The 18569-nt window shown below is 46.3% G+C and carries 15 protein-coding genes; 12 read left to right on the forward strand and 3 right to left on the reverse strand.

The annotated features are described in order from the left end of the window. The first annotated feature begins 430 nt into the window (after positions 1-430). Positions 431-769 (forward strand): hypothetical protein, encoded by a 339-nt coding sequence (locus ACLGGO_RS18525; RefSeq protein ID WP_446337308.1) that lies wholly within the window; start codon positions 431-433, stop codon positions 767-769. A gap of 107 nt (positions 770-876) precedes the next feature. On the opposite strand, the gene ACLGGO_RS18530 is transcribed toward ACLGGO_RS18525, so the two are convergent. Further along, positions 877-1353, reverse strand: a complete 477-nt coding sequence (locus ACLGGO_RS18530; RefSeq protein ID WP_446337307.1) for a BON domain-containing protein — start codon at positions 1351-1353, stop codon at positions 877-879. 190 nt (positions 1354-1543) lie between these two features. Then, on the reverse strand, positions 1544-3352 hold the full coding sequence (locus ACLGGO_RS18535) for a general stress protein (RefSeq protein ID WP_446420417.1): 1809 nt from the start codon (positions 3350-3352) through the stop codon (positions 1544-1546). A gap of 558 nt (positions 3353-3910) precedes the next feature. Here ACLGGO_RS18535 and ACLGGO_RS18540 point away from each other — a divergent pair. The 7 genes from ACLGGO_RS18540 (at position 3911) to ACLGGO_RS18570 (ending at position 12496) form a co-directional block, all read left to right on the forward strand. Then, positions 3911-4183 (forward strand): GlsB/YeaQ/YmgE family stress response membrane protein, encoded by a 273-nt coding sequence (locus ACLGGO_RS18540; RefSeq protein WP_446337305.1) that lies wholly within the window; start codon positions 3911-3913, stop codon positions 4181-4183. 201 nt (positions 4184-4384) lie between these two features. Then, positions 4385-5092 (forward strand): helix-turn-helix domain-containing protein, encoded by a 708-nt coding sequence (locus tag ACLGGO_RS18545; RefSeq protein ID WP_446420418.1) that lies wholly within the window; start codon positions 4385-4387, stop codon positions 5090-5092. A gap of 214 nt (positions 5093-5306) precedes the next feature. Then, a complete protein-coding gene (gene clpB / locus ACLGGO_RS18550; protein WP_446337303.1) occupies positions 5307-7970 on the forward strand; it encodes an ATP-dependent chaperone ClpB in 2664 nt (887 codons plus the stop codon). A 592-nt stretch (positions 7971-8562) separates the two neighbouring features. Next, positions 8563-9564, forward strand: coding sequence for a hormogonium polysaccharide biosynthesis glycosyltransferase HpsE (hpsE, locus tag ACLGGO_RS18555; RefSeq protein WP_446337302.1), 1002 nt, complete (start codon positions 8563-8565; stop codon positions 9562-9564). Beyond that, positions 9564-10514, forward strand: a complete 951-nt coding sequence (gene hpsE, locus ACLGGO_RS18560) for a hormogonium polysaccharide biosynthesis glycosyltransferase HpsE (RefSeq protein WP_446420419.1) — start codon at positions 9564-9566, stop codon at positions 10512-10514. Before hpsE (ACLGGO_RS18555) ends, hpsE (ACLGGO_RS18560) begins: the two co-directional genes overlap by 1 nt. 12 nt (positions 10515-10526) lie before the next feature. Next, positions 10527-11519 (forward strand): glycosyltransferase, encoded by a 993-nt coding sequence (locus ACLGGO_RS18565; protein WP_446420420.1) that lies wholly within the window; start codon positions 10527-10529, stop codon positions 11517-11519. 35 nt (positions 11520-11554) lie between these two features. Next, a complete protein-coding gene (locus ACLGGO_RS18570) occupies positions 11555-12496 on the forward strand; it encodes a glycosyltransferase (RefSeq protein ID WP_446420421.1) in 942 nt (313 codons plus the stop codon). Positions 12497-12529: 33 nt separating this feature from the next. On the opposite strand, the gene ACLGGO_RS18575 is transcribed toward ACLGGO_RS18570, so the two are convergent. Next, complete coding sequence (locus ACLGGO_RS18575) at positions 12530-13690, reverse strand: glycosyltransferase (protein WP_446420422.1); 1161 nt, start codon at positions 13688-13690, stop codon at positions 12530-12532. Positions 13691-13965: 275 nt separating this feature from the next. On the opposite strand from ACLGGO_RS18575, the gene ACLGGO_RS18580 reads away from it, so the two are divergent. The 4 genes from ACLGGO_RS18580 (at position 13966) to rpmB (ending at position 18407) form a co-directional block, all read left to right on the forward strand. Next, entirely contained in the window at positions 13966-14889 is a 924-nt protein-coding gene (locus ACLGGO_RS18580; RefSeq protein WP_446420423.1) for a sulfotransferase family protein, read from the forward strand. Next, positions 14834-15742 carry a sulfotransferase family protein gene (locus tag ACLGGO_RS18585; RefSeq protein WP_446420424.1) on the forward strand — a complete coding sequence of 303 codons (909 nt, stop codon included), beginning with the start codon at positions 14834-14836 and terminating at the stop codon, positions 15740-15742. The genes ACLGGO_RS18580 and ACLGGO_RS18585 overlap by 56 nt, the downstream gene beginning before the upstream one ends. Before the next feature lie 202 nt (positions 15743-15944). Beyond that, positions 15945-17927 carry a molecular chaperone HtpG gene (gene htpG, locus ACLGGO_RS18590; protein ID WP_446420425.1) on the forward strand — a complete coding sequence of 661 codons (1983 nt, stop codon included), beginning with the start codon at positions 15945-15947 and terminating at the stop codon, positions 17925-17927. Positions 17928-18170: 243 nt separating this feature from the next. Next, positions 18171-18407, forward strand: a complete 237-nt coding sequence (gene rpmB / locus ACLGGO_RS18595; RefSeq protein WP_446337294.1) for a 50S ribosomal protein L28 — start codon at positions 18171-18173, stop codon at positions 18405-18407. Positions 18408-18569 lie beyond the last annotated feature (162 nt).

Consider the following 18569-nt stretch of genomic DNA (forward strand, 5'->3'; position numbering starts at 1 on the left):
CCTAATTTCATAAAGGGCTGTCAAGCTATTAGATAAGAAACTCCATAGAGCTTGTTAAGCCGGAGAATGTTGTAAGCAACCCCGGTCTCGCATACACGGAGCTTTAGCCAAATAAGTTAAAGCTGTGCTTACCAGCCTAAGTGCTAAGCGCACTACGTTATCGGCAAGTGTTAAAGACCTACCAGCGGATGCGATAGCCAGTTTGCTGCTCTAGAACCGAAAAGTTAAACAGTTTTAAGGTCACTGAAACAGTGCTTTTTGGACAGTTACCGACCGATAACCTTGGCGAGGCTAACTTTACCCCAGAAATGGGTGAAAACCGGAGGGGCAACCATACCCCTCCACCCCGAAAGGGGTATGCTTCTTAAACCGCTACCCCGTGTTCCTCCCTGGTCTAAAGACACAGGGTTTCCCACAACGAAGGATTTTTATGAATGCAAGACTATTTACTCAAACTCTTATCAGTGCAGCCGTTGGAGGTGTGGTAGCCCTAGGGCTTACAGGTAGCCCCTTATTGGCACAGAACCGAGAAGTCACCCCTGGCACACCTGCAAACTCTACTCCTGAAGCTACAGCCAATCAACATCAACAGCACCAAGAAATGATGGATCAGATGCAGCAAACGATGAGTCAGATGCAGCAGATGATGGAGAAGTGCAAAGCCAAAATGAACCATGGTACGATGGACAGTGGTAATGCCCATACTGGGGCGATGTCCGGTCAACAGGGCAATAGTAGCACGCCTCATAGCCATAGCACGGGTAACTAAGGACACATCATTGAGTAGAGACGTTGTATGCAACGTCTCTACCAAAGTTCGGAAAGTCTTAAGGGATGTGTCTACCTACTGCTAGAGTTGGACAAAGTGAAGAAGTTTCAATTATTCTCCTTAGGTTGCGCGGGAGCAACAGCAGCTTTAACATTGACCGCCTGAACCCCTTTGATTTCTTTTGCCAAGGGTTCAATTCTCTCAAATTGTTCCTGAGTGGGGACAGTTCCCGATACAGTTACAGCACCGTCCTCCGCTTCAATAACTAATGCACTAGCTGGAAGATTCGCTTCGAGTTTACTGCGAACTTCGCTCTCTAGGTCATCATCACTTCTACCTTCAGCCGCACCGTCATTTAAGGCATTGTTGCGCTCCTCCCGGGCGCGAATGTCAGCATTAAGCTGGTTTTGGCGAACTTGACTTTGACCATCTTCCTGGCTTTCTTGAGCCTCATCAGCGTCTAGAACTTCTGGCGCGTCTGTAATTGTATTTGGAGCATCTGCACTGGTTTTAGCACCGTCGGCGCAAGCTACAGCACCAAAGAGCATAAAACTAGCCAAGAGAACAGGGGTGAATTTTTTCATGGTTTTTCCTAAGGTTGAAAACAGTAGATAAGGATTTTTTGCCTTAATTTTTGGTAACTCGCTAACCTTAGAGTCGTCTCAATACTACTCGGCGCTTGAAAACTAGATGAGAATGAAACCCTGGAACTATTGGGGTTTATCGTTTCTAAGAAGGCTTATTCCTTGCAGTATTGAGAGTCTTCTGCTTTTATTAGAAGGTTTGATGGCGACGGTCAACGATCACGACTTCAGGATCATCACTGATCCGGTTGGTGCGATGGGGTTCCTGAACCTGACCCGTCGCCGAATTAAAAATCCCCCAATCCTGTATTCCATGACGGCTCAAAATGGTTTCGGCTTGGTGGATTTGGGCTTGGGTGCCTTCTACCATTACCAGAAATGCACCTCGATTAAATCGGTCATGGAAAAAGGAATTATGTTCTCCGAGAAAGCCGAAAGCGCTATCAAAGCGATCGCGAATGGTAAGATTAGGCATCCAGTTGTGGCGCTGATAGTCACGAGCAATCACAGACACTTGATTCATGGGAAAATCTGCATCGTATAATTCTTGGATTGCCGTATCCATATCATGGCGACGAGAGAATGTACCAACCGCCCGATGAGGGTGATTTACAGCGTGGGAAGTATTAGCCATTGAATTACTCCGAGGAGAATGATCATCATTGAGTCCGTCAAAAATCGCCCATTCTTGGACACCGTGACGGCGCAAGATCGGTTCGACGCGACGGATTTGGGCTTCTTTTTCTTCTAAGATCAGCAAGTATTCACCCTGGTTAAATCGGTTGTGGAAGGAGTGATGACGATCTTTGAGAAAGCCAAAGGATGTTTGATCGAAGCGATCGCGAACATTCAAACCCGGTATCCAGTTGTTGTGCTTGTTGTCACGGGTAATCAGAGAAACGTGGTTCATGGGAAAGCCAGCATTGCTCAATTCCCAGATTGCAGCTTCCAGGTTATGACGGTTGGAAAAAACACCAATGGCATGGTTATGGCGAGTGGTGTCAGAATTGGGAGTACAGACAAGGGATTGAGCCATATCAGAGGAGTTGTGATCCGGTGCATCAAAAATCTCCCATTCTCGGACACCGTGACGATTTAAGATGGCTTCAGCTCGACGGATTTCGGCTTTTGTACCCTCTAAAACAATCAGGTATTCACCCCGGTTGAATTGCTCATCAAAGAAGTGATGACGATCGTTGAGAAAACCAAATGATGTTTTATCGAAGCGATCGCGAACATTCACATTCGGTATCCAATTATGTTTCTCCTGATCACGGGAAATTACAGAAATTTGATTGAGCGGAAAACCTGCCTCGCTTAATTCCCGAATTGCAGCATCAGTATGGTGATAGTGGGGAAATACCCCAATGGCACGACAATGGTGGTGATCTCGATCTAAATGATGCTCAGAAGTCTTGGAGGTGACAGGGTGGGTACCAGAGGGAGCAACGTTCGGCGCATCGAAAATCTCCCACTCTTGAATCCCGCGATGGTGCAAAATTCTTTCGGCACTACGGATTTCTGCTTCGGTGCCTTCTACGATGATTAAATATTCTCCGCGAGAGACTCGCTCATTGTAGACTTTGGCTCGGTGTTCAGGAATGCCTAAACCAATGAGTGCGCCAGCCAAACCACCCGCTGCTGCTCCGATAGCCCCCCCTGCCAAAGTGGTTGCGATCGCGGTTGCTGTTGCACCTGCGAGTAAAATTGGTCCCACCCCCGGAATGGCTAAGGTTCCCAAACCGACTAACAAGCCTGTCAAACCTCCTAATGCACCTCCTGTAACGGCGCCTGTTGTCGCACCCTCGTCGGCTTTGTTACCGACTTTCTTCTCATGTCCATTCGTTCCGGCTAGCTGATCAGTTCGATTAGAATCCTGTGTGATTACGGAAATGTTATCCATCGGGTAGTGAGAATTTCTCAGGTCCCTCAATGCCGATTCCGCGTCTCGGCGGTGGGGAAAAGCGCCTATCGCTCGTTTATGGTGTCTTAAAGTCATTTATTTTTCTCCCAGCGGGAAAGGTTTTTGTTGAAACGCCCTTTTCAGGTCTACCTTTCCTATTTAATCTCTGATTTATATCACCTTCCTCAGTCGGGAGAAATAAGTTGGTTTTTACCTCAAAAGATAGATGTTTTTTGAGTATGTAAAAGCTTTAATAATAGATTATTTACTTTAAGGAGTATTCTTTGGGAACTAAGTGAAACTACTCAAACTATAGCATTGGTTTATCCATAAAGCAACTCAATTAGTTTGTCAGAGTCTTGTCGGGGTTGGGTTTATACCAAGTTGCATTCAAAGATATAACTTTATCTTCCCCTGCCTCCCCTGCTTCCCCTGCCTCCTCTGCTTTTCCTATCTACCATGTTTGAGCGCCACTCGGCATTAGCTCCCGTGTCGGGGTATTTTTGTCAATAAAAGCAATGGGTTGATTCTCATAAAAGTTACAACCTAATAACTGAAGTAATTAAACTTATTTCTGGAGATAGAGGCAAAAAAAAGACCAATAAAGATAAGCTAACAAATATCAAAAACTGTTTTGTTTGAGAACCAAAAGTTATGAACATATTGGCTTGGATAGTTTTGGGCTTGCTTGCTGGTGCAATTGCCAAGGCAATTTACCCAGGTCATCAAGGTGGCAACATTATTTCCACTCTATTACTGGGAATCGTCGGTGCTTTTGTGGGTGGAACATTGGCAACACTTCTGACGAGCGGGGAACTAGCAATGACAGCAACAGCATTAAGTATTCCGGGTATTGTCTTGGCTGTTTTGGGGGCTATTCTTGCCATCTTTATTTGGCAGCGATTTGCCCAACGGCGTGTTTCTTAAGTTAGGGTGCAATATTCCAGAGGGTTGAACAGGGGAGACTTAAACCTGATTTTTCCTATTCGGAAACCCGCGCAGGCGGGTTTCGTTTGTGTGTGTAGCTGCGGTTACCCTCCGGGAAGCCGCTCCGCGTCTACAACCACCCTAACGGAATAAACCTAAAGTCTGGCAAAATACTATAACAATTCCAGATCACTCCTAATCATGTCCGCATCTAGCCCAATAAATCAGTCTGTCCCTAATTACACCCAACAGTTACAATACCTCATGGAGCAGGTGGATGTTTCAAGTTTTCGCCAATTGAGTCGTGTCAGTGGTGTGTCTGAACGACAACTGAAGCGTTTGCGACAAGGACAGGTATCGCAAATGCGGGTAGAGACGCTGCTAAAATTATCGGATATATTAGGAATATCGGTTGATCAGTTGCTCACCTTATTTTCAGCAGAATCAATCTCTCCAATTACGCCGCCACGCGATCGCACCTCATTCACTCCGGAGATTCGGGCACCAGAAAGTCTAGGCAACCTCCAGCATGAATACCAACGACTCCAACAGCAATTAGCCGAACAACGCCAAACCCTGCTACAGGAGTTTCAGCAATCGAGTGTTCAGGTATTAGAATCATGGTTATTGCAGTGGCCCACAGCCGCTTATGCTATAACCCAGAATGACCAGTTACCTGCCATCCGATTATTACCCCTAATCAAGCCAGTTGAACAGCTTCTGCAACAATGGGGCATAGAAGCGATCGCCTCAGTTGGCGATGAATTGGCGTATGATCCTCAATGGCATCAATTAATGTCGGGAACCGTTCAACCGGGCGATTTGGTGCGAGTTCGTTATGTTGGCTATCGGCAAGGCGATAAATTATTGTATCGGGCTAAAGTGAGTCCGTTGACATCCTCACCGTAGAAGGGTGGGTGATTCCCTACCAGTAGGGGTTTGGTAACCAAACCCCTACTCTCGGTGGGGTGAAGAATGAAGGATAAACTATTTTTTTAGCCATCATACTGATAGCCTTAGTGCCACTTATGTTGCCAAAGCAAGCCAAATCGAAGCTACAGATAGAGTAGATTGTTATACTGCCATTGGGAGATACTATTCAATCGAGACTCGATAACCACTCATGCAGCCCACCGACGCCAGTAAATTTACCGACAAAGCCTGGGAAGCGATCGTTAAATCCCAAGATGTTGCCCGCCGCTGTCGCAATCAACAGCTAGAAGTTGAACATGTGGCGATCGCACTCTTGGAACAAGAGGGGTTAGCCGCCCGGATTCTCTCACGGGTGACGGTGGATGTACCGAAGTTGAAGCAGCAGTTGGAAGCCTTCGCTAATCGCCAAGCTAAGGTGAATAATGTTGACCAACTCTATCTAGGGCGAGGGTTGGATATTATGCTAGATAATGCAGAGGCATCGAGAGTCGCCCTGCAAGATGATTATATTGCCGTAGAGCATTTACTCTTGGGATTAGCCGCCGATGAACGGATTGGACGCCGCTTATTCAAAGGCTTTGACGTAGATAGTCCCAAACTTGAAGCCGCGATTAAAGCAATTCGGGGTTCGCAAAAAGTCACCGATCAAAGTCCTGAATCCCGGTACGAAGCGTTACAGAAATTTGGGCGGGATTTGACAGAACAAGCCAAAGCCGGGAAACTTGATCCAGTAATTGGGCGGGATGAAGAAATTCGTCGGGTGGTACAAGTCTTATCCCGACGGTCCAAAAATAACCCGGTGCTAATTGGTGAACCCGGTGTCGGCAAAACCGCGATCGCAGAAGGATTGGCGCAACGGATCATTAATGGAGATGTCCCAGAATCCCTCAAGGAACGCCAGTTGATTTCCCTGGATATGGGCAGTTTAATTGCTGGGGCAAAATATCGGGGGGAATTTGAAGATAGACTCCGCGCCGTTTTACGGGAAGTTACCCAGTCCGATGGACATATTGTTCTATTTATTGATGAGTTGCATACCGTTGTCGGTACCGGATCAGGTCAAGGGACAATGGATGCCGGGAATTTACTCAAACCTATGCTAGCGCGAGGCGAATTGCGCTGTATTGGTGCGACAACCTTAGATGAGTACCGTAAGCATATTGAAAAAGACGCCGCCCTAGAACGACGGTTTCAACAGGTACTCGTGCGACAACCGACGGTGGAAAATACGATTTCGATTTTACGGGGACTTAAGGAACGCTACGAAGTTCACCATAATGTGACAATTACTGACTCCGCCTTAGTCGCAGCAGCGACGCTATCGAATCGTTATATTAGCGATCGCTTTTTGCCCGATAAAGCTATTGATTTAGTCGATGAAGCCGCCGCTAAGCTGAAAATGGAGATTACCTCCAAACCTGTGGAACTTGAAGCCATCGATCGCAGGCTGATGCAGCTAAAGATGGAAAAGCTATCTCTAGAAGCCGAAAGCCAGCGTCAGGGTGTCGCCTCTGTTAGCAGTGCTTATCAGTCGTCCCAAGAACGGTTAGCCCTGATTGAGCAAGAAATTGAGCAGCTTGAAGCTAATCATGAACAGCTTAATGGACAATGGCAATCGGAAAAACAACTTTTAGAAGATATTAATACCCTCAAAAAAGAAGAAGATCAACTCCGGGTTAAAATTGAGCAAGCTGAACGTGCTTATGACCTGAATCAAGCTGCCCAGCTTAAGTATGGACAGCTAGAGGTACTCCAGCGCGATCGCGAGGCAAAAGAGACGATGATGCTGGAACTCCAAGCAAAGGGTTCCGCCTTGCTACGAGAACAAGTTACCGAAGCCGATATTGCCGAAATTGTCGCCAAGTGGACAGGAATTCCCGTAAAACGGTTGCTGGAGTCGGAACGCCAAAAACTGTTGCAGCTAGAAGGACATCTGCATAAACAGGTGATTGGTCAAGGGGAAGCCGTGGAAGCTGTCGCGGCGGCGATTCGTCGCGCTAGGGCGGGGATGAAAGATCCCGGTCGCCCTATCGGCTCATTCCTCTTCTTGGGACCCACAGGCGTGGGTAAAACAGAATTGGCGCGGGCTTTGGCACAGTTTCTGTTTGACAGTGACGATGCTCTAGTCAGGATTGATATGTCCGAGTATATGGAGAAACATGCCGTTTCTCGGTTGATTGGCGCACCTCCAGGATATGTGGGGTATGAAGAAGGGGGACAACTCACCGAAGCCATTCGCCGCCGCCCTTTCTCGGTGGTGTTGCTGGATGAAGTGGAAAAGGCACACCGGGATGTATTTAACATTTTGTTGCAAGTCCTTGACGACGGACGCATTACTGACTCCCAAGGGCGAACCGTGGATTTTCGCAATACGATTATTGTCATGACCAGTAATATTGGCAGTGATCATATTCTCAGTGTGGCGGGGGATGATACTCAGTATGAGGAGATGCGGAAACGGGTAACTGAGGCATTGAGAAAGCAGTTTCGCCCCGAATTTGTTAATCGTGTGGATGATATTATTATTTTCCATACCCTGACTCGCAAGGAACTGCGGCAAATTGTCGAGATTCAACTGCAACGGATTGAACGATTGTTAGCAGATCAGAAAATCTCCATTGAATTGTCCCCCACCGCTCAAGACTATGTGGTGAATGTCGGGTATGATCCGGTTTATGGGGCGCGTCCCCTGAAACGGGCAATCCAACGGGAACTGGAAAACCCAATTGCCACAAAGTTACTCGAAAATACTTTTGGCGCAGGCGATACAATCCTTGTCGATTGTGCGGATAATGTCCTTACCTTTAATAAGCAGGGGGCGATTAATTTACCGGAACCGGAAGCGGTACATTGAACAGGTGGCGTCAAAAATCTTCATCAAATTTTCATTAAAACCTCTCCCGAATTCAGCTAATATTCAGTTAGAATCAGAATTCAGGAGAGGGGCATCTAAAAAACAAAATCGTAGTCAGCGCTTTAGCGCCATCAGCGCCTCATACCAAGTTGCGTTCTATCATGTCTAGGAAGAGCGAAGCGAAAAATCTGGGCAGATGCTTCGCTTCACTCCGTTTCACGGAGCCTGCCCTCGAAGGTCGTGAAGGGTTTTGCTCAGCATGACAGATTCTACCTTAGACTGCAACTTGGTATCAGCACTAACTAGGGGTTACTGCAGGGAGTCTGGTGGTGGGGGAAGAGAGCTCTTGAAGCAGGGGAAGCAGAGGGAGCAGGGGGAGCAAGGGTACATTTTCGGTGATTCTCTCGCCATAGTTTTGATGGATAGTCTCACATTTCCTGGAAGACAAACAACTTTCTCGACTGCTCAAAGCTTTGATAGCTAAGGGTTATGGAGTTGTGCAGCAAGCACTCACGACAAACACTTAAGCCGATTTTCTTCTCAGCTAGGCAAAAGTGACATTTGACTTTTGACCTTTAACTTTTGACTTGTTATGTCCCTTGACTTCACTGTCGCGATTCCAACTTACAATGGCGCAAGCCGAATATCAGACGTATTAGAACAACTGCGCCGCCAAAGGGGTACAGAATCGATTCGCTGGGAAGTTATCGTTGTTGATAATAACAGTACTGATAATACGGCGGAGATTATTAAAGATTATCAGGAAAACTGGTCTGCCGACTATCCCTTACGATACTGCTTTGAAGCCAGACAAGGGGCAGGATTTGCCCGACAGTTGGCGGTGAAGGAAGCGCAAGCGCCACTGATTGGGTTTTTAGATGATGATAATATTCCCGCCCTCAATTGGGTGGCTGCTGCAGTTAGCTTTGCTCAAGCTTATCCCCAGGCGGGAGCCTATGGAAGTCAAATTCACCCAGACTTTGAAGTGCCACCCCCAGAAAGCTTACAACCGATTCTACCCTTTCTCGCGATCGCAGAACGCGGTGATGAACCTTTTTGCTACGAACCCCGCAACAAGTTATTACCCCCTTCCGCCGGATTGGTGATTCGCAAGCAAGCCTATCTCGACACGGTTCCTAGTCAGCTAATTTTAACGGGCAGAATTCAGGGGAATATGCTCACTGGGGAAGACTTAGAAATGTTATGCTATATGCAGCTCAACGGCTGGAAAATTTGGTATAACCCAGCTATGGAAATTGACCATAAAATTCCCCAGAAACGCTTAGAACGAGAGTATTTAATTCCCTTTATGCGCGGCATTGGACTTAGCCGTTTTGTCACCCGCATGTTGAGTGTCAAGCCTTGGCAACGCCCCTTAGCTTTTTTTGCCTATACGCTTAACGATTTGCGGAAACTCATTATTCACCGTCTTAAATATCAGGGGAGAATCCAATCTGATTTAGTCGCCGCTTGTCAATGGGAACTCTTTTTAAGTAGCTTAGAGAGTCCATTATACCTGTACCGCCATGGCTATTTCAATAGCCCCAATCAAATCATTACCCTGAACTCTATATCACGGGGGACGCCGGAATAATGTCTGTAGATTTCACCCTAGCCATTCCCACTTATAATGGTGCCAGTCGTTTGCCAAAGTTGCTGGATAAATTGCGACAGCAAACGGGTTTAGAGCAGATTTCCTGGGAAATTATTGTTGTTGATAATAATAGTAGCGATAATACCGCTCAAGTGGTGCAGGAGTATCAAGGGAACTGGCTAGTCGGTGTTCCCTTAACCTATATCCTGGAACCGGAACAGGGTGCCGCTTTTGCCCGATTACGGGCGGTGAAAGAGGCACAGGGGGAACTCATTGGATTTCTGGATGATGATAACTTACCCAATCCAGATTGGATAGCCCAAGCTTATTCATTTGCCCAGGAATATCCCCAAGCGGGTGCATTTAGTGGGCAAATTCACGGGGACTTTGAAGTCGCACCGCCGGAAAACTTTAAACGTATTCAAGCTTTTCTTGCCATTCGAGAACATGGTTCTATCCCTCATCAATTTGAACCGCAAAACTTGAGATTACCGCCAGCGGCTTCATTGGTGGTGCGAAAAAAAGCCTGGAGTGAAAGTGTTCCCTCGCGTCCCACTTTAACAGGTAAATTACCCGGAGTGATGATTCAGGGGGATGATTATGAACCCTTACTTTACATGTATAAAGCTGGCTGGGAAATTTGGTATCATCCTGAGTTGCATACCTATCATCAAATCCCACGTTGGCGATTAGAACGAGAGTATTTACTGTCTATTTCACGGGGGTGTGGGTTAGCCACCTGCCAACTGCGAATGATTAATGCTACTCCTTGGCAAAAACCGGTGATTTTTATCCGAACACTGCTTGGAAATTTGCGTCGCATGATTGGCTATATTATTAAGTATCGGTGGCGGGCTAAAAGTGATCTAATTACGGCTTGTGAGCTGGAATTTTTTTGGGGCTGCTTTCTCAGTCCTTTTTATTTATGGAGAAAAAATACATCTAATTAATTAAAGTTAATTATGCCCTTAATTTCTGTAATTATTCCAGTTTACAATGCTGAAGAAACAATTCAAGAAACAATTCAATCGGTTTTAAATCAAACCTTTTCAGATTTTGAACTCATTGTTATCAATGATGGGTCTCAAGATTCAACCTTAGAAATTGTTTCTAGTATCCCTGATCCTCGAATTAAGGTATTCTCTTATCCTAATGCAGGTCCTCAAAAAAGCCGTAATCGGGGAATTGAAAAAGCAACAGGTGAATATTTGGCATTTCTCGACGCAGATGATCTGTGGACAGCCGATAAGCTAGATGCCCAATTTCAGGCACTCCAGGCGCATCCTGAAGCCGCCTTGGCTTATAGTTGGACAAATTGGGTCGATGAAAAGGGTCAATTTTGGCGTCGAGGGACTTATATTAGTGCCAGTGGTGATGTGCAGGCAAAGTTATTGTTGATTGATTTTATTGGCAGTGGTTCTAATCCATTGATCCGCCGCCAAGCCCTGGAAAAAGTGGGTAATTTTGACGAATCTCTAGTGGGGGGTCAGGATTGGGATATGTGGCTACGATTAGCCGCCTGCTATTCGTTTGTTGTGGTGCCAAAACCGCAGGTTTTATATCGAAAATCTCTGACCTCTAATTCCTGGTCAAATAACGTTGAACGGCAGGAAAAAGGGTTTAAAAATGTGATTTCTAAAGCCCTGGATCAGGCTCCTGAATCGATAAAGTCTCTGAAAGGAGATATTATTTCTAACCGTTATAAGTGTTTGGTTGTCGATGCTTTAGAAAGACCCTCTAGTCGTCAACGGGGGTTAACAGCAGCTCGGTTTCTCTGGATAGCACTCCGTAATGATCCGTCTCTTATCCAAGCAAGAGTGCTGGTGAAAGTGGTGTTGAGAATGACTATCGTGACTCTCTTACCTCCCCAGCAAGCACAAGGGTTGCTCGCTAAGTTGGGCAAGTTTGCTGATGTTCATGCTTTATATGGATACCTGCGTTCAGAGCCATTCTGACTGTCCCTGAAATTGACACAAGGAGCTAAATAGAGATGCCGTTAGTATCGGTGATTATTCCAGTTTTTAATGGGGAAAAAACGATTAAAGACACAATTGAATCGGTATTGACGCAAACGGTTGCAGACTTGGAACTGATTGTAATTAATGATGGGTCGAACGATAATACATTATCCGTAATTTCGCCCATTGATGACTTCCGTTTAAAAGTGTTTTCTTATGCCAATGCTGGCTTAGCCGCAAGTCGAAATCGGGGGATTTCTCAAGCAGCTGGAAAGTATATCTCCTTTATTGATGCCGATGATTTGTGGACAGCCGATAAACTAGAAGCCCAAATCAAAGCCTTAGGAGCGAATCCGAAAGCGGGTGTGGCTTATAGCTGGACGGATTGGATTGATGAATCGGGTCAATTGTTACGCCCAGGAGGTCACATTATTGCTAATGGTTATGTTTACGATAAACTGCTTTTGCGAGATTTTATAGAAGGAGGTTCTAATGTTTTAGTTTTAGCCAAAGCATTTGCTGAAGTTGGGGGATTTGATGAGTCACTCAATGCGGTAGAAGATTGGGATATGTGGTTACGTCTGGCTGCTCGCTATGAATTCGTCTGTGTCCCTTCTCCCCAAATTTTATATCGCATTTCTCCTCACTCCATGTCTACAGATGTTTGGAAAATGGAGACAGCTAGCTTGCTGGTAATTGAAAAAGCCTTTGCTCAGTCACCTGAACCCTTGGATTATCTTAAAAGGCAGGTTTTGGCAGAACGTTATAAGTATTTTACCTTTAAATCGATTGAAGGTCGTTTAGAACGGCAGCGTGGATTAACCGCTATACGCTTTTTCTGGCGAGCGATAACTAATGATCCGGTTTGGTTGCTTAGACCTAAGATAATGAGTATTATTCTGTTTAAAATTGCTTTAGCGACGATATTCCCCTCTCAACAAGCCTATGCTTTACTCAAAAGAGTGAAACGGTAATTGTTCATTTCTCCCCTATCTCTCCTATCTCCCTCATCTCCCCTGCAAAATCTGATCATAAATTCCTTCTAACTTCCTAGTATTATGCTTTAAGTTAAATTTCAGCTCCACTTGTTTGCGTCCCGCGATCGCGAACTCTTTTCGCAGTTGTGCGTTGTCTGCTAAAATCAGCAGATGTTCGGCAAGAGCTTGCCAGTCTTTTTCTGAAGCCAGGAAACCCGTTTCACCGTGGATAATTGCCTCCGGAATTCCAGCGTGAATGGAACTGACTACGGGTATCTCCATGGCTTGGGCTTCAAGGAGGGTTATCGGTAGCCCCTCACAATTTCCGTGAGTGTCGGTAACGCTGGGGATACAGAGAATCATGGATTGATTCAGCCAATCCCTAACCACATCCGAGGGTTGTACCCCTAAAAAACGATAGCGTTTCAGGGAATGGGCAGCTTGTTTTTCAAGGGTTGAGCGTAGTCCACCATCCCCAATAACAACCAGTTCTACATCGGGTCGTACTGATTGTACCTGAGCCATTGCCTGAATTAAGTATTGACACCCTTTTTTTTCTACCAGTCGCCCCACGAATAGCACCACAGGCTGGCGCGATGGGTTAGGCTGTGGTGCAAATTTATCCACATCAATGCCAATGTAGTGAACAATAATTTTATCAGGGGGACAGCCTTTTTCTATCAGTTTCGTGCGAATAAATTCAGACACGGCTATACAAGAGTGGGCTTTTTTGAATAAATGTCGTCGCCGCCAGAAATACACAGAGGTTAAAGGATGTGGCCCAAACATGTCACTGAGATCATCGCCAGTGTCCTCACGAACGGTGATATCATACCCATGAAAGGTGACAATTAAGGGAATTTTCAGCCGTTGCCTCATGGGTAACGCCCAAACACCATCGGGCCCAAAATGAGCATGAATTAGCCTGGGTGAGAGTTCTCTGAGGCGACGAAACCAGTCAGGATACCCTAAGCCGGTGATGAGAAATAATAGCTTGCGTCTCAGGGTTAGTTTGGCAACCTGGCTGAGAACTAGGGTTCTCTCGACAGGTAGGGGATAGCTTCTGCCGCGACACCGGGACGTTCCCACGTAGAATCCTGTATATGATTCGTAGTTTTCCACTTGCGCGGGAATAAATGTTTCGGAGTAGGGCAGGAGAGTGTCTCGGTAGATAATAATGTTATTTTTCATACAATAGCGCCGAATTTTACATTTAACATATATTCAGTTAAAATTCAGGCATCTTTCTTTCTACTACTGGGTCTTGCTCCCTTGGGACTTTCATGTCCCGATAGTTGATAAGTTTCAGGTTATTGAATAAAGACCTGTTCTTTCATTCCTTTAGGGTAAACTTACTTCAAATCAAGGGTAAAGCTCGCTTGCTGAGTTTTTTATCCTTTTAGTTTGCTAGATCAACTTTTGCATCACTTCTTCGTTAAACAGGCATAAAAGCAATGTATCAGGGAATGCTTCTTATACCAACCGTCGTCAAACAGTTGCCGCCGGCTTCAGCTGAATGGGTAAATCGCTTGAAAAAAGCTTACAAGAACAAGATTGCCCTTATTCACCCATCTCCTATTATAATTTTAGGGCATCAAAAGTCGGGAACAACCGCGATCGCAGCATTATTGGGTCAAATCTCTGGTCTACCTGTTACCATTGACCCCTTCCACCACATTGACCTCAACGCCCATCTGCGGCAGAAACTCTTTAAACAGGAACTGGCGTTTGATGATGTGCTACAAGCCCACAAGTTCTATTTTTCTACGCCGATTATCAAAGATCCCAACTTTACATTTCTCTATGAGGATGTCAGTCAGCGCTTTCCCCAAGCCACCTTCGTTCAGGTGATGCGTGATCCCCGGCAGATGATTCGCAGTGTCCTGAATCGCCTGAAACTTCCGGGAAACTTACCAGCCTTGGAGGGTAACTGGTGTAAACAGTTGCAAAAAATGCCAGCCAAGGGTTGGTCTCTCATGTTGGCGGGGGATCTTCCTCACGTCGAGGGCAGTAATTACATTGAACGACTCGCTCACCGCTGGAACTGGGCAACTGATACCTATCAAGCTCACCGGGATGAGATAATTCTGCTGTGCTATGAAAATTTTGTCCAGAATAAGGCGGAAAGCATTCGCGATTTAGCCCAGCAGGTGGGATTAAACCCAATTCACGATATTTCGGCTCAAGTCAATATCCAGTATCAACCCCGTGGCAACTATCGGGTGAATTGGTTAGAATTCTTTGGCAAGGATAACTTGCAAAGGATTGAAACGATTTGTGGAACTCGGATGCAGTCCTTCGGTTATCACCTATCCCCATCGCCCATCACGTCTGATGCCACCAGCGATAAAGTTCCTCATTTTTCAGGTTTTGCAGCCGCGTCTGTCTAGACCTGTCTTTATTTTATCAGCACCTCGCTCAGGGTCGAGTTATTTTTATGAAATCACTCGACGCCTGCCCGATGTGTGGTCTTTTGACAAAGAGAATGATCCGTTATGGTTTCAGTTTTTTCCTTACCAACGATTTTCCCTGCCTACCGATTATATTTCACCAGAGGAATGTACACCGGAAATAATTAAGACCTTTCGGCGGGAACTGCTGATCGAAAACCTACGCCATCGTCGCCCCTCTCGCTGGCGGGATGGCTTTAATTATGGCTTACGTAGGAAACCCGTGCGCTATTTGGAGAAAACTGTTGCCAATTGCTTTCATTTAGAGGCACTCAAGCAACTGTATCCTGATGCTTTATTGGTTCATCTGGTTCGTGATGGTAGAGCCTGTGTATCTTCGATGATAGAGGGGTGGAATTCAGGGCTCTTCTGGAAGCGCCCTTTACCCTTTCCCGAAGGTGCGACGATTTCCCATTGGTGTTATCCGATTCCACCGGGTTGGCAAACTGTGGTTCATCAGTCATTAGCCGAAATTTGTGCCTGGAGTTGGGTGGAGCATAATCGTTCTGTGCTGGAGTGGGAACGGGCAAATCCAGATTGTCACAAGCGGTTGATGCGAATTTCCTATGAAGATCTTTTAGCTGATCCCCGGGCGGTATTGGAGCAGTTTTGTCAGTTCACTGGATGGGAAATTTCCCAGGAGAGTCTTCAGTATATCCAGCAGGGGCGTCTGAGTTGGACAACGGTTTCCCAGCCGCAAGCGGATAAGTGGAAACAGAAGAATGGGCAAACAATTAACCAGGTGATGCCCATCATTGCGCCGATGATGCGGGAGTTGGGTTATGGGGTTTAGGGTGAGGGGGTGACCGTTTTTTGTGGAGAGCGGGACAGCGATCGCCATTGGTGTCAGCTTAAGCGCTAAAAGCAGGGGGAGCTCCCCCACCTCCCCCAAGTGCGGAGATCCGTATTCTCCAACGGGGGCTATCTGTTACCCCAAAATGCGGGCGATCGCACACAATCGTACTGAATACCCAAACCATTACAGAGTGTCACCTATGACTGTACTAGAACAGGGACAGATTACAATTCATACCGAGAATATCTTTCCCATTATCAAGAAGTCCCTCTACACAGATCACGAAATCTTCTTACGGGAATTGGTGTCCAACGCCGTAGACGCCATCCAGAAGCTGAAGATGGTATCCTATTCGGGGGAAGTTGATGGGGATGTGGGGGAACCAGAAATTACCATTTCCCTCGATAAAGATAAAAAGACCCTCTCCGTCTGTGATAATGGTATCGGCATGACCGCTGAGGAGGTGAAAAAATACATAAATCAGGTGGCTTTCTCCAGCGCCGAAGAGTTTATCCAGAAATATCAGAAAGACGCTGATCAACAGATTATCGGTCACTTTGGTCTCGGCTTCTACTCCTGCTTCATGGTGGCGAAAAACGTCGAGATTGATACCCTCTCCTACCAAGCTGATGCGGAGGCGGTACATTGGTCCTGTGATGGTTCTCCTACCTTTGAACTGTCGGAATCGTCTCGCCAAGAACGGGGAACCACGATTACACTGACCCTTCAGGATGAAGAGACAGAATATCTAGAACCAGCACGAATTCGTCAACTGGTGAAGAAGTACTGCGATTTCATGCCCGTACCGATTAAGCTAGATGGCGAAGAACTAAACCAGCACAAGGCACAGTGGAAAGAATCACCGCAAAACCTGAAGGATGAGGATTATTTAGAATTTTATCGCTATCTCTATCCGTTTCAGGAAGACCCCCTGCTGTGGGTGCATCTGAAGACCGATTATCCCTTCTTGTTGAACGGGATTCTTTATTTTCCCAAACTCAAACCCGATGTGGATGTGACCAAGGGTCATATTAAACTATTCTGTAATCAGGTTTTTGTCAGCGATAACTGCGAAGAGGTTATTCCCAACTTCCTCATGCCACTGCGCGGGGTGATTGATAGTCCCGACATTCCCATAAATGTTTCCCGTTCCGCCCTCACCAGTGACCGAACCGTGCGCCGGATTGCCGATTTTATTGCCAAGAAAATCGCCGACCGACTCAATGAAATCTACAATGAGCAACGGGCAGAATATATCCGCTGCTGGCAAGATGTGGGTACCTTTGTTAAATTTGGTGCTTTGAATAACGACAAGTTCAAGAAACAAGTCGAAGATATTATTCTCTATCGCACCACCTATTCGGGAGACTCAGCCAGTAAACCCAAGACGCCAGAAGTAGAAGTGCAGTCTCAAGATAGCGATGTTTGGCAAGAGGTGAGTCCAGGCGCAGCGAATCAAGATGAGAAAGGACGAACCTATACGACGCTCAAAGACTATTTAGACCGCAACAAAGCCCAGCACGAAAACCACGTCTTCTACTGCACCGACGAAGCCGCCCAAGCCACTTATGTGGAACTGCACAAGAATCAGGGATTAGAAGTCCTGTTTATGGACTCGTTTATTGACACCCACTTTATTAGTTTCCTGGAACAGGAATATTCGGATGTCAAGTTTTCCCGGGTAGACTCGGAGTTAGATAATACCCTGGTTGACCAAGACAAGGCGGCGGATATTGTTGACCCCAAAACCAACAAAACCCGCAGCGAACTGATTAAGGAGTTATTTGAGAAAGCGATAAACAAGCCCAAGGTTAACGTCAAAACCCAGGCGCTCAAATCTGATCACCCCCAAGGGACACCCCCAGCCATGGTACTGCTACCGGAAGCCATGCGACGGTTACAGGATATGACCGCCCTGTTGCAACAGCAGGCGGCGCAGTTTCCGGAAGAACATATTTTAGTGGTGAATACCGCACATCCCTTGATTGAGAACTTAGTGGAGATTAGTCAGGGGAGTATTGTTCAAGGCGTGGGTCAATCCCCCAGTGGGGAATTAGCCAACCTGATTTGTCAGCATGTCTATGACTTAGCCTTGATGGCGCAAAAAGGCTTTGACGCTAAAGGGATGAAGTCATTTGTGGAACGTTCTAACCAAGTGCTCACCCGATTAACCAATCGGTAGGCTGAGGTTGGGTGATCCCTACTCCCAACCCGGTTGGGAGGAAATACTTGACCGACGCTCTAGTCAGCTTTAGCTGACTTTCGCTTTTAGCCTAGGGTTTAAACCCTAGGCGGTTCATCGGTTGATTGTTTCTATCTCCCCCATCTCCCTCATCTCCCCTCCCTCACACCCCACACCCCACACCCCACGCCCTGTTCCCTGACCGAGATATGATGGAGTACGGACTATACTTAGAGGAATACCATGTCACGCCAATGTCAACTGACGGGGAAAAAGGCAAATAACGCCTATGCCATCTCCCACTCTCACCGCCGCACCAAAAAATTACAGCAAGCCAACTTGCAATCAAAGCGGGTATGGTGGCAAGAAGGAAATCGCTGGGTGAAGTTGAAACTTTCGACAAAGGCGATTAAGACGCTGGAGAAGAAGGGATTACAGGCGATGGCAAAGGAAGCTGGGATTAATCTCCATCATTATTAAATTCCTGTAGAGTATTGTGTAGGGGCGGGTTTGACTATTATCATTTCTTGCCTCACCCAGATGCAACTAAACCCGCCCCGATCAAGTTGTGAATTTGTGAATTAATCTAGAGCAAGAGGAGGCGATTGAAATCGCTGCTACACAAACAAAGTCCGCCTGCGC

Source organism: Coleofasciculus sp., from assembly GCF_046565525.1.
Lineage (GTDB): Bacteria > Cyanobacteriota > Cyanobacteriia > Cyanobacteriales > Coleofasciculaceae > Coleofasciculus.

Coding starts and splice junctions, on each gene's coding strand:
- ACLGGO_RS18525 (WP_446337308.1), top strand. CDS start 431: ATGAATGCAAGACTATTTACTCAAACTCTTATCAGTGCAGCCGTTGGA.
- ACLGGO_RS18530 (WP_446337307.1), bottom strand. CDS start 1,353: ATGAAAAAATTCACCCCTGTTCTCTTGGCTAGTTTTATGCTCTTTGGT.
- ACLGGO_RS18535 (WP_446420417.1), bottom strand. CDS start 3,352: ATGACTTTAAGACACCATAAACGAGCGATAGGCGCTTTTCCCCACCGC.
- ACLGGO_RS18540 (WP_446337305.1), top strand. CDS start 3,911: ATGAACATATTGGCTTGGATAGTTTTGGGCTTGCTTGCTGGTGCAATT.
- ACLGGO_RS18545 (WP_446420418.1), top strand. CDS start 4,385: ATGTCCGCATCTAGCCCAATAAATCAGTCTGTCCCTAATTACACCCAA.
- clpB (WP_446337303.1), top strand. CDS start 5,307: ATGCAGCCCACCGACGCCAGTAAATTTACCGACAAAGCCTGGGAAGCG.
- hpsE (WP_446337302.1), top strand. CDS start 8,563: ATGTCCCTTGACTTCACTGTCGCGATTCCAACTTACAATGGCGCAAGC.
- hpsE (WP_446420419.1), top strand. CDS start 9,564: ATGTCTGTAGATTTCACCCTAGCCATTCCCACTTATAATGGTGCCAGT.
- ACLGGO_RS18565 (WP_446420420.1), top strand. CDS start 10,527: ATGCCCTTAATTTCTGTAATTATTCCAGTTTACAATGCTGAAGAAACA.
- ACLGGO_RS18570 (WP_446420421.1), top strand. CDS start 11,555: ATGCCGTTAGTATCGGTGATTATTCCAGTTTTTAATGGGGAAAAAACG.
- ACLGGO_RS18575 (WP_446420422.1), bottom strand. CDS start 13,690: ATGAAAAATAACATTATTATCTACCGAGACACTCTCCTGCCCTACTCC.
- ACLGGO_RS18580 (WP_446420423.1), top strand. CDS start 13,966: ATGCTTCTTATACCAACCGTCGTCAAACAGTTGCCGCCGGCTTCAGCT.
- ACLGGO_RS18585 (WP_446420424.1), top strand. CDS start 14,834: ATGCCACCAGCGATAAAGTTCCTCATTTTTCAGGTTTTGCAGCCGCGT.
- htpG (WP_446420425.1), top strand. CDS start 15,945: ATGACTGTACTAGAACAGGGACAGATTACAATTCATACCGAGAATATC.
- rpmB (WP_446337294.1), top strand. CDS start 18,171: ATGTCACGCCAATGTCAACTGACGGGGAAAAAGGCAAATAACGCCTAT.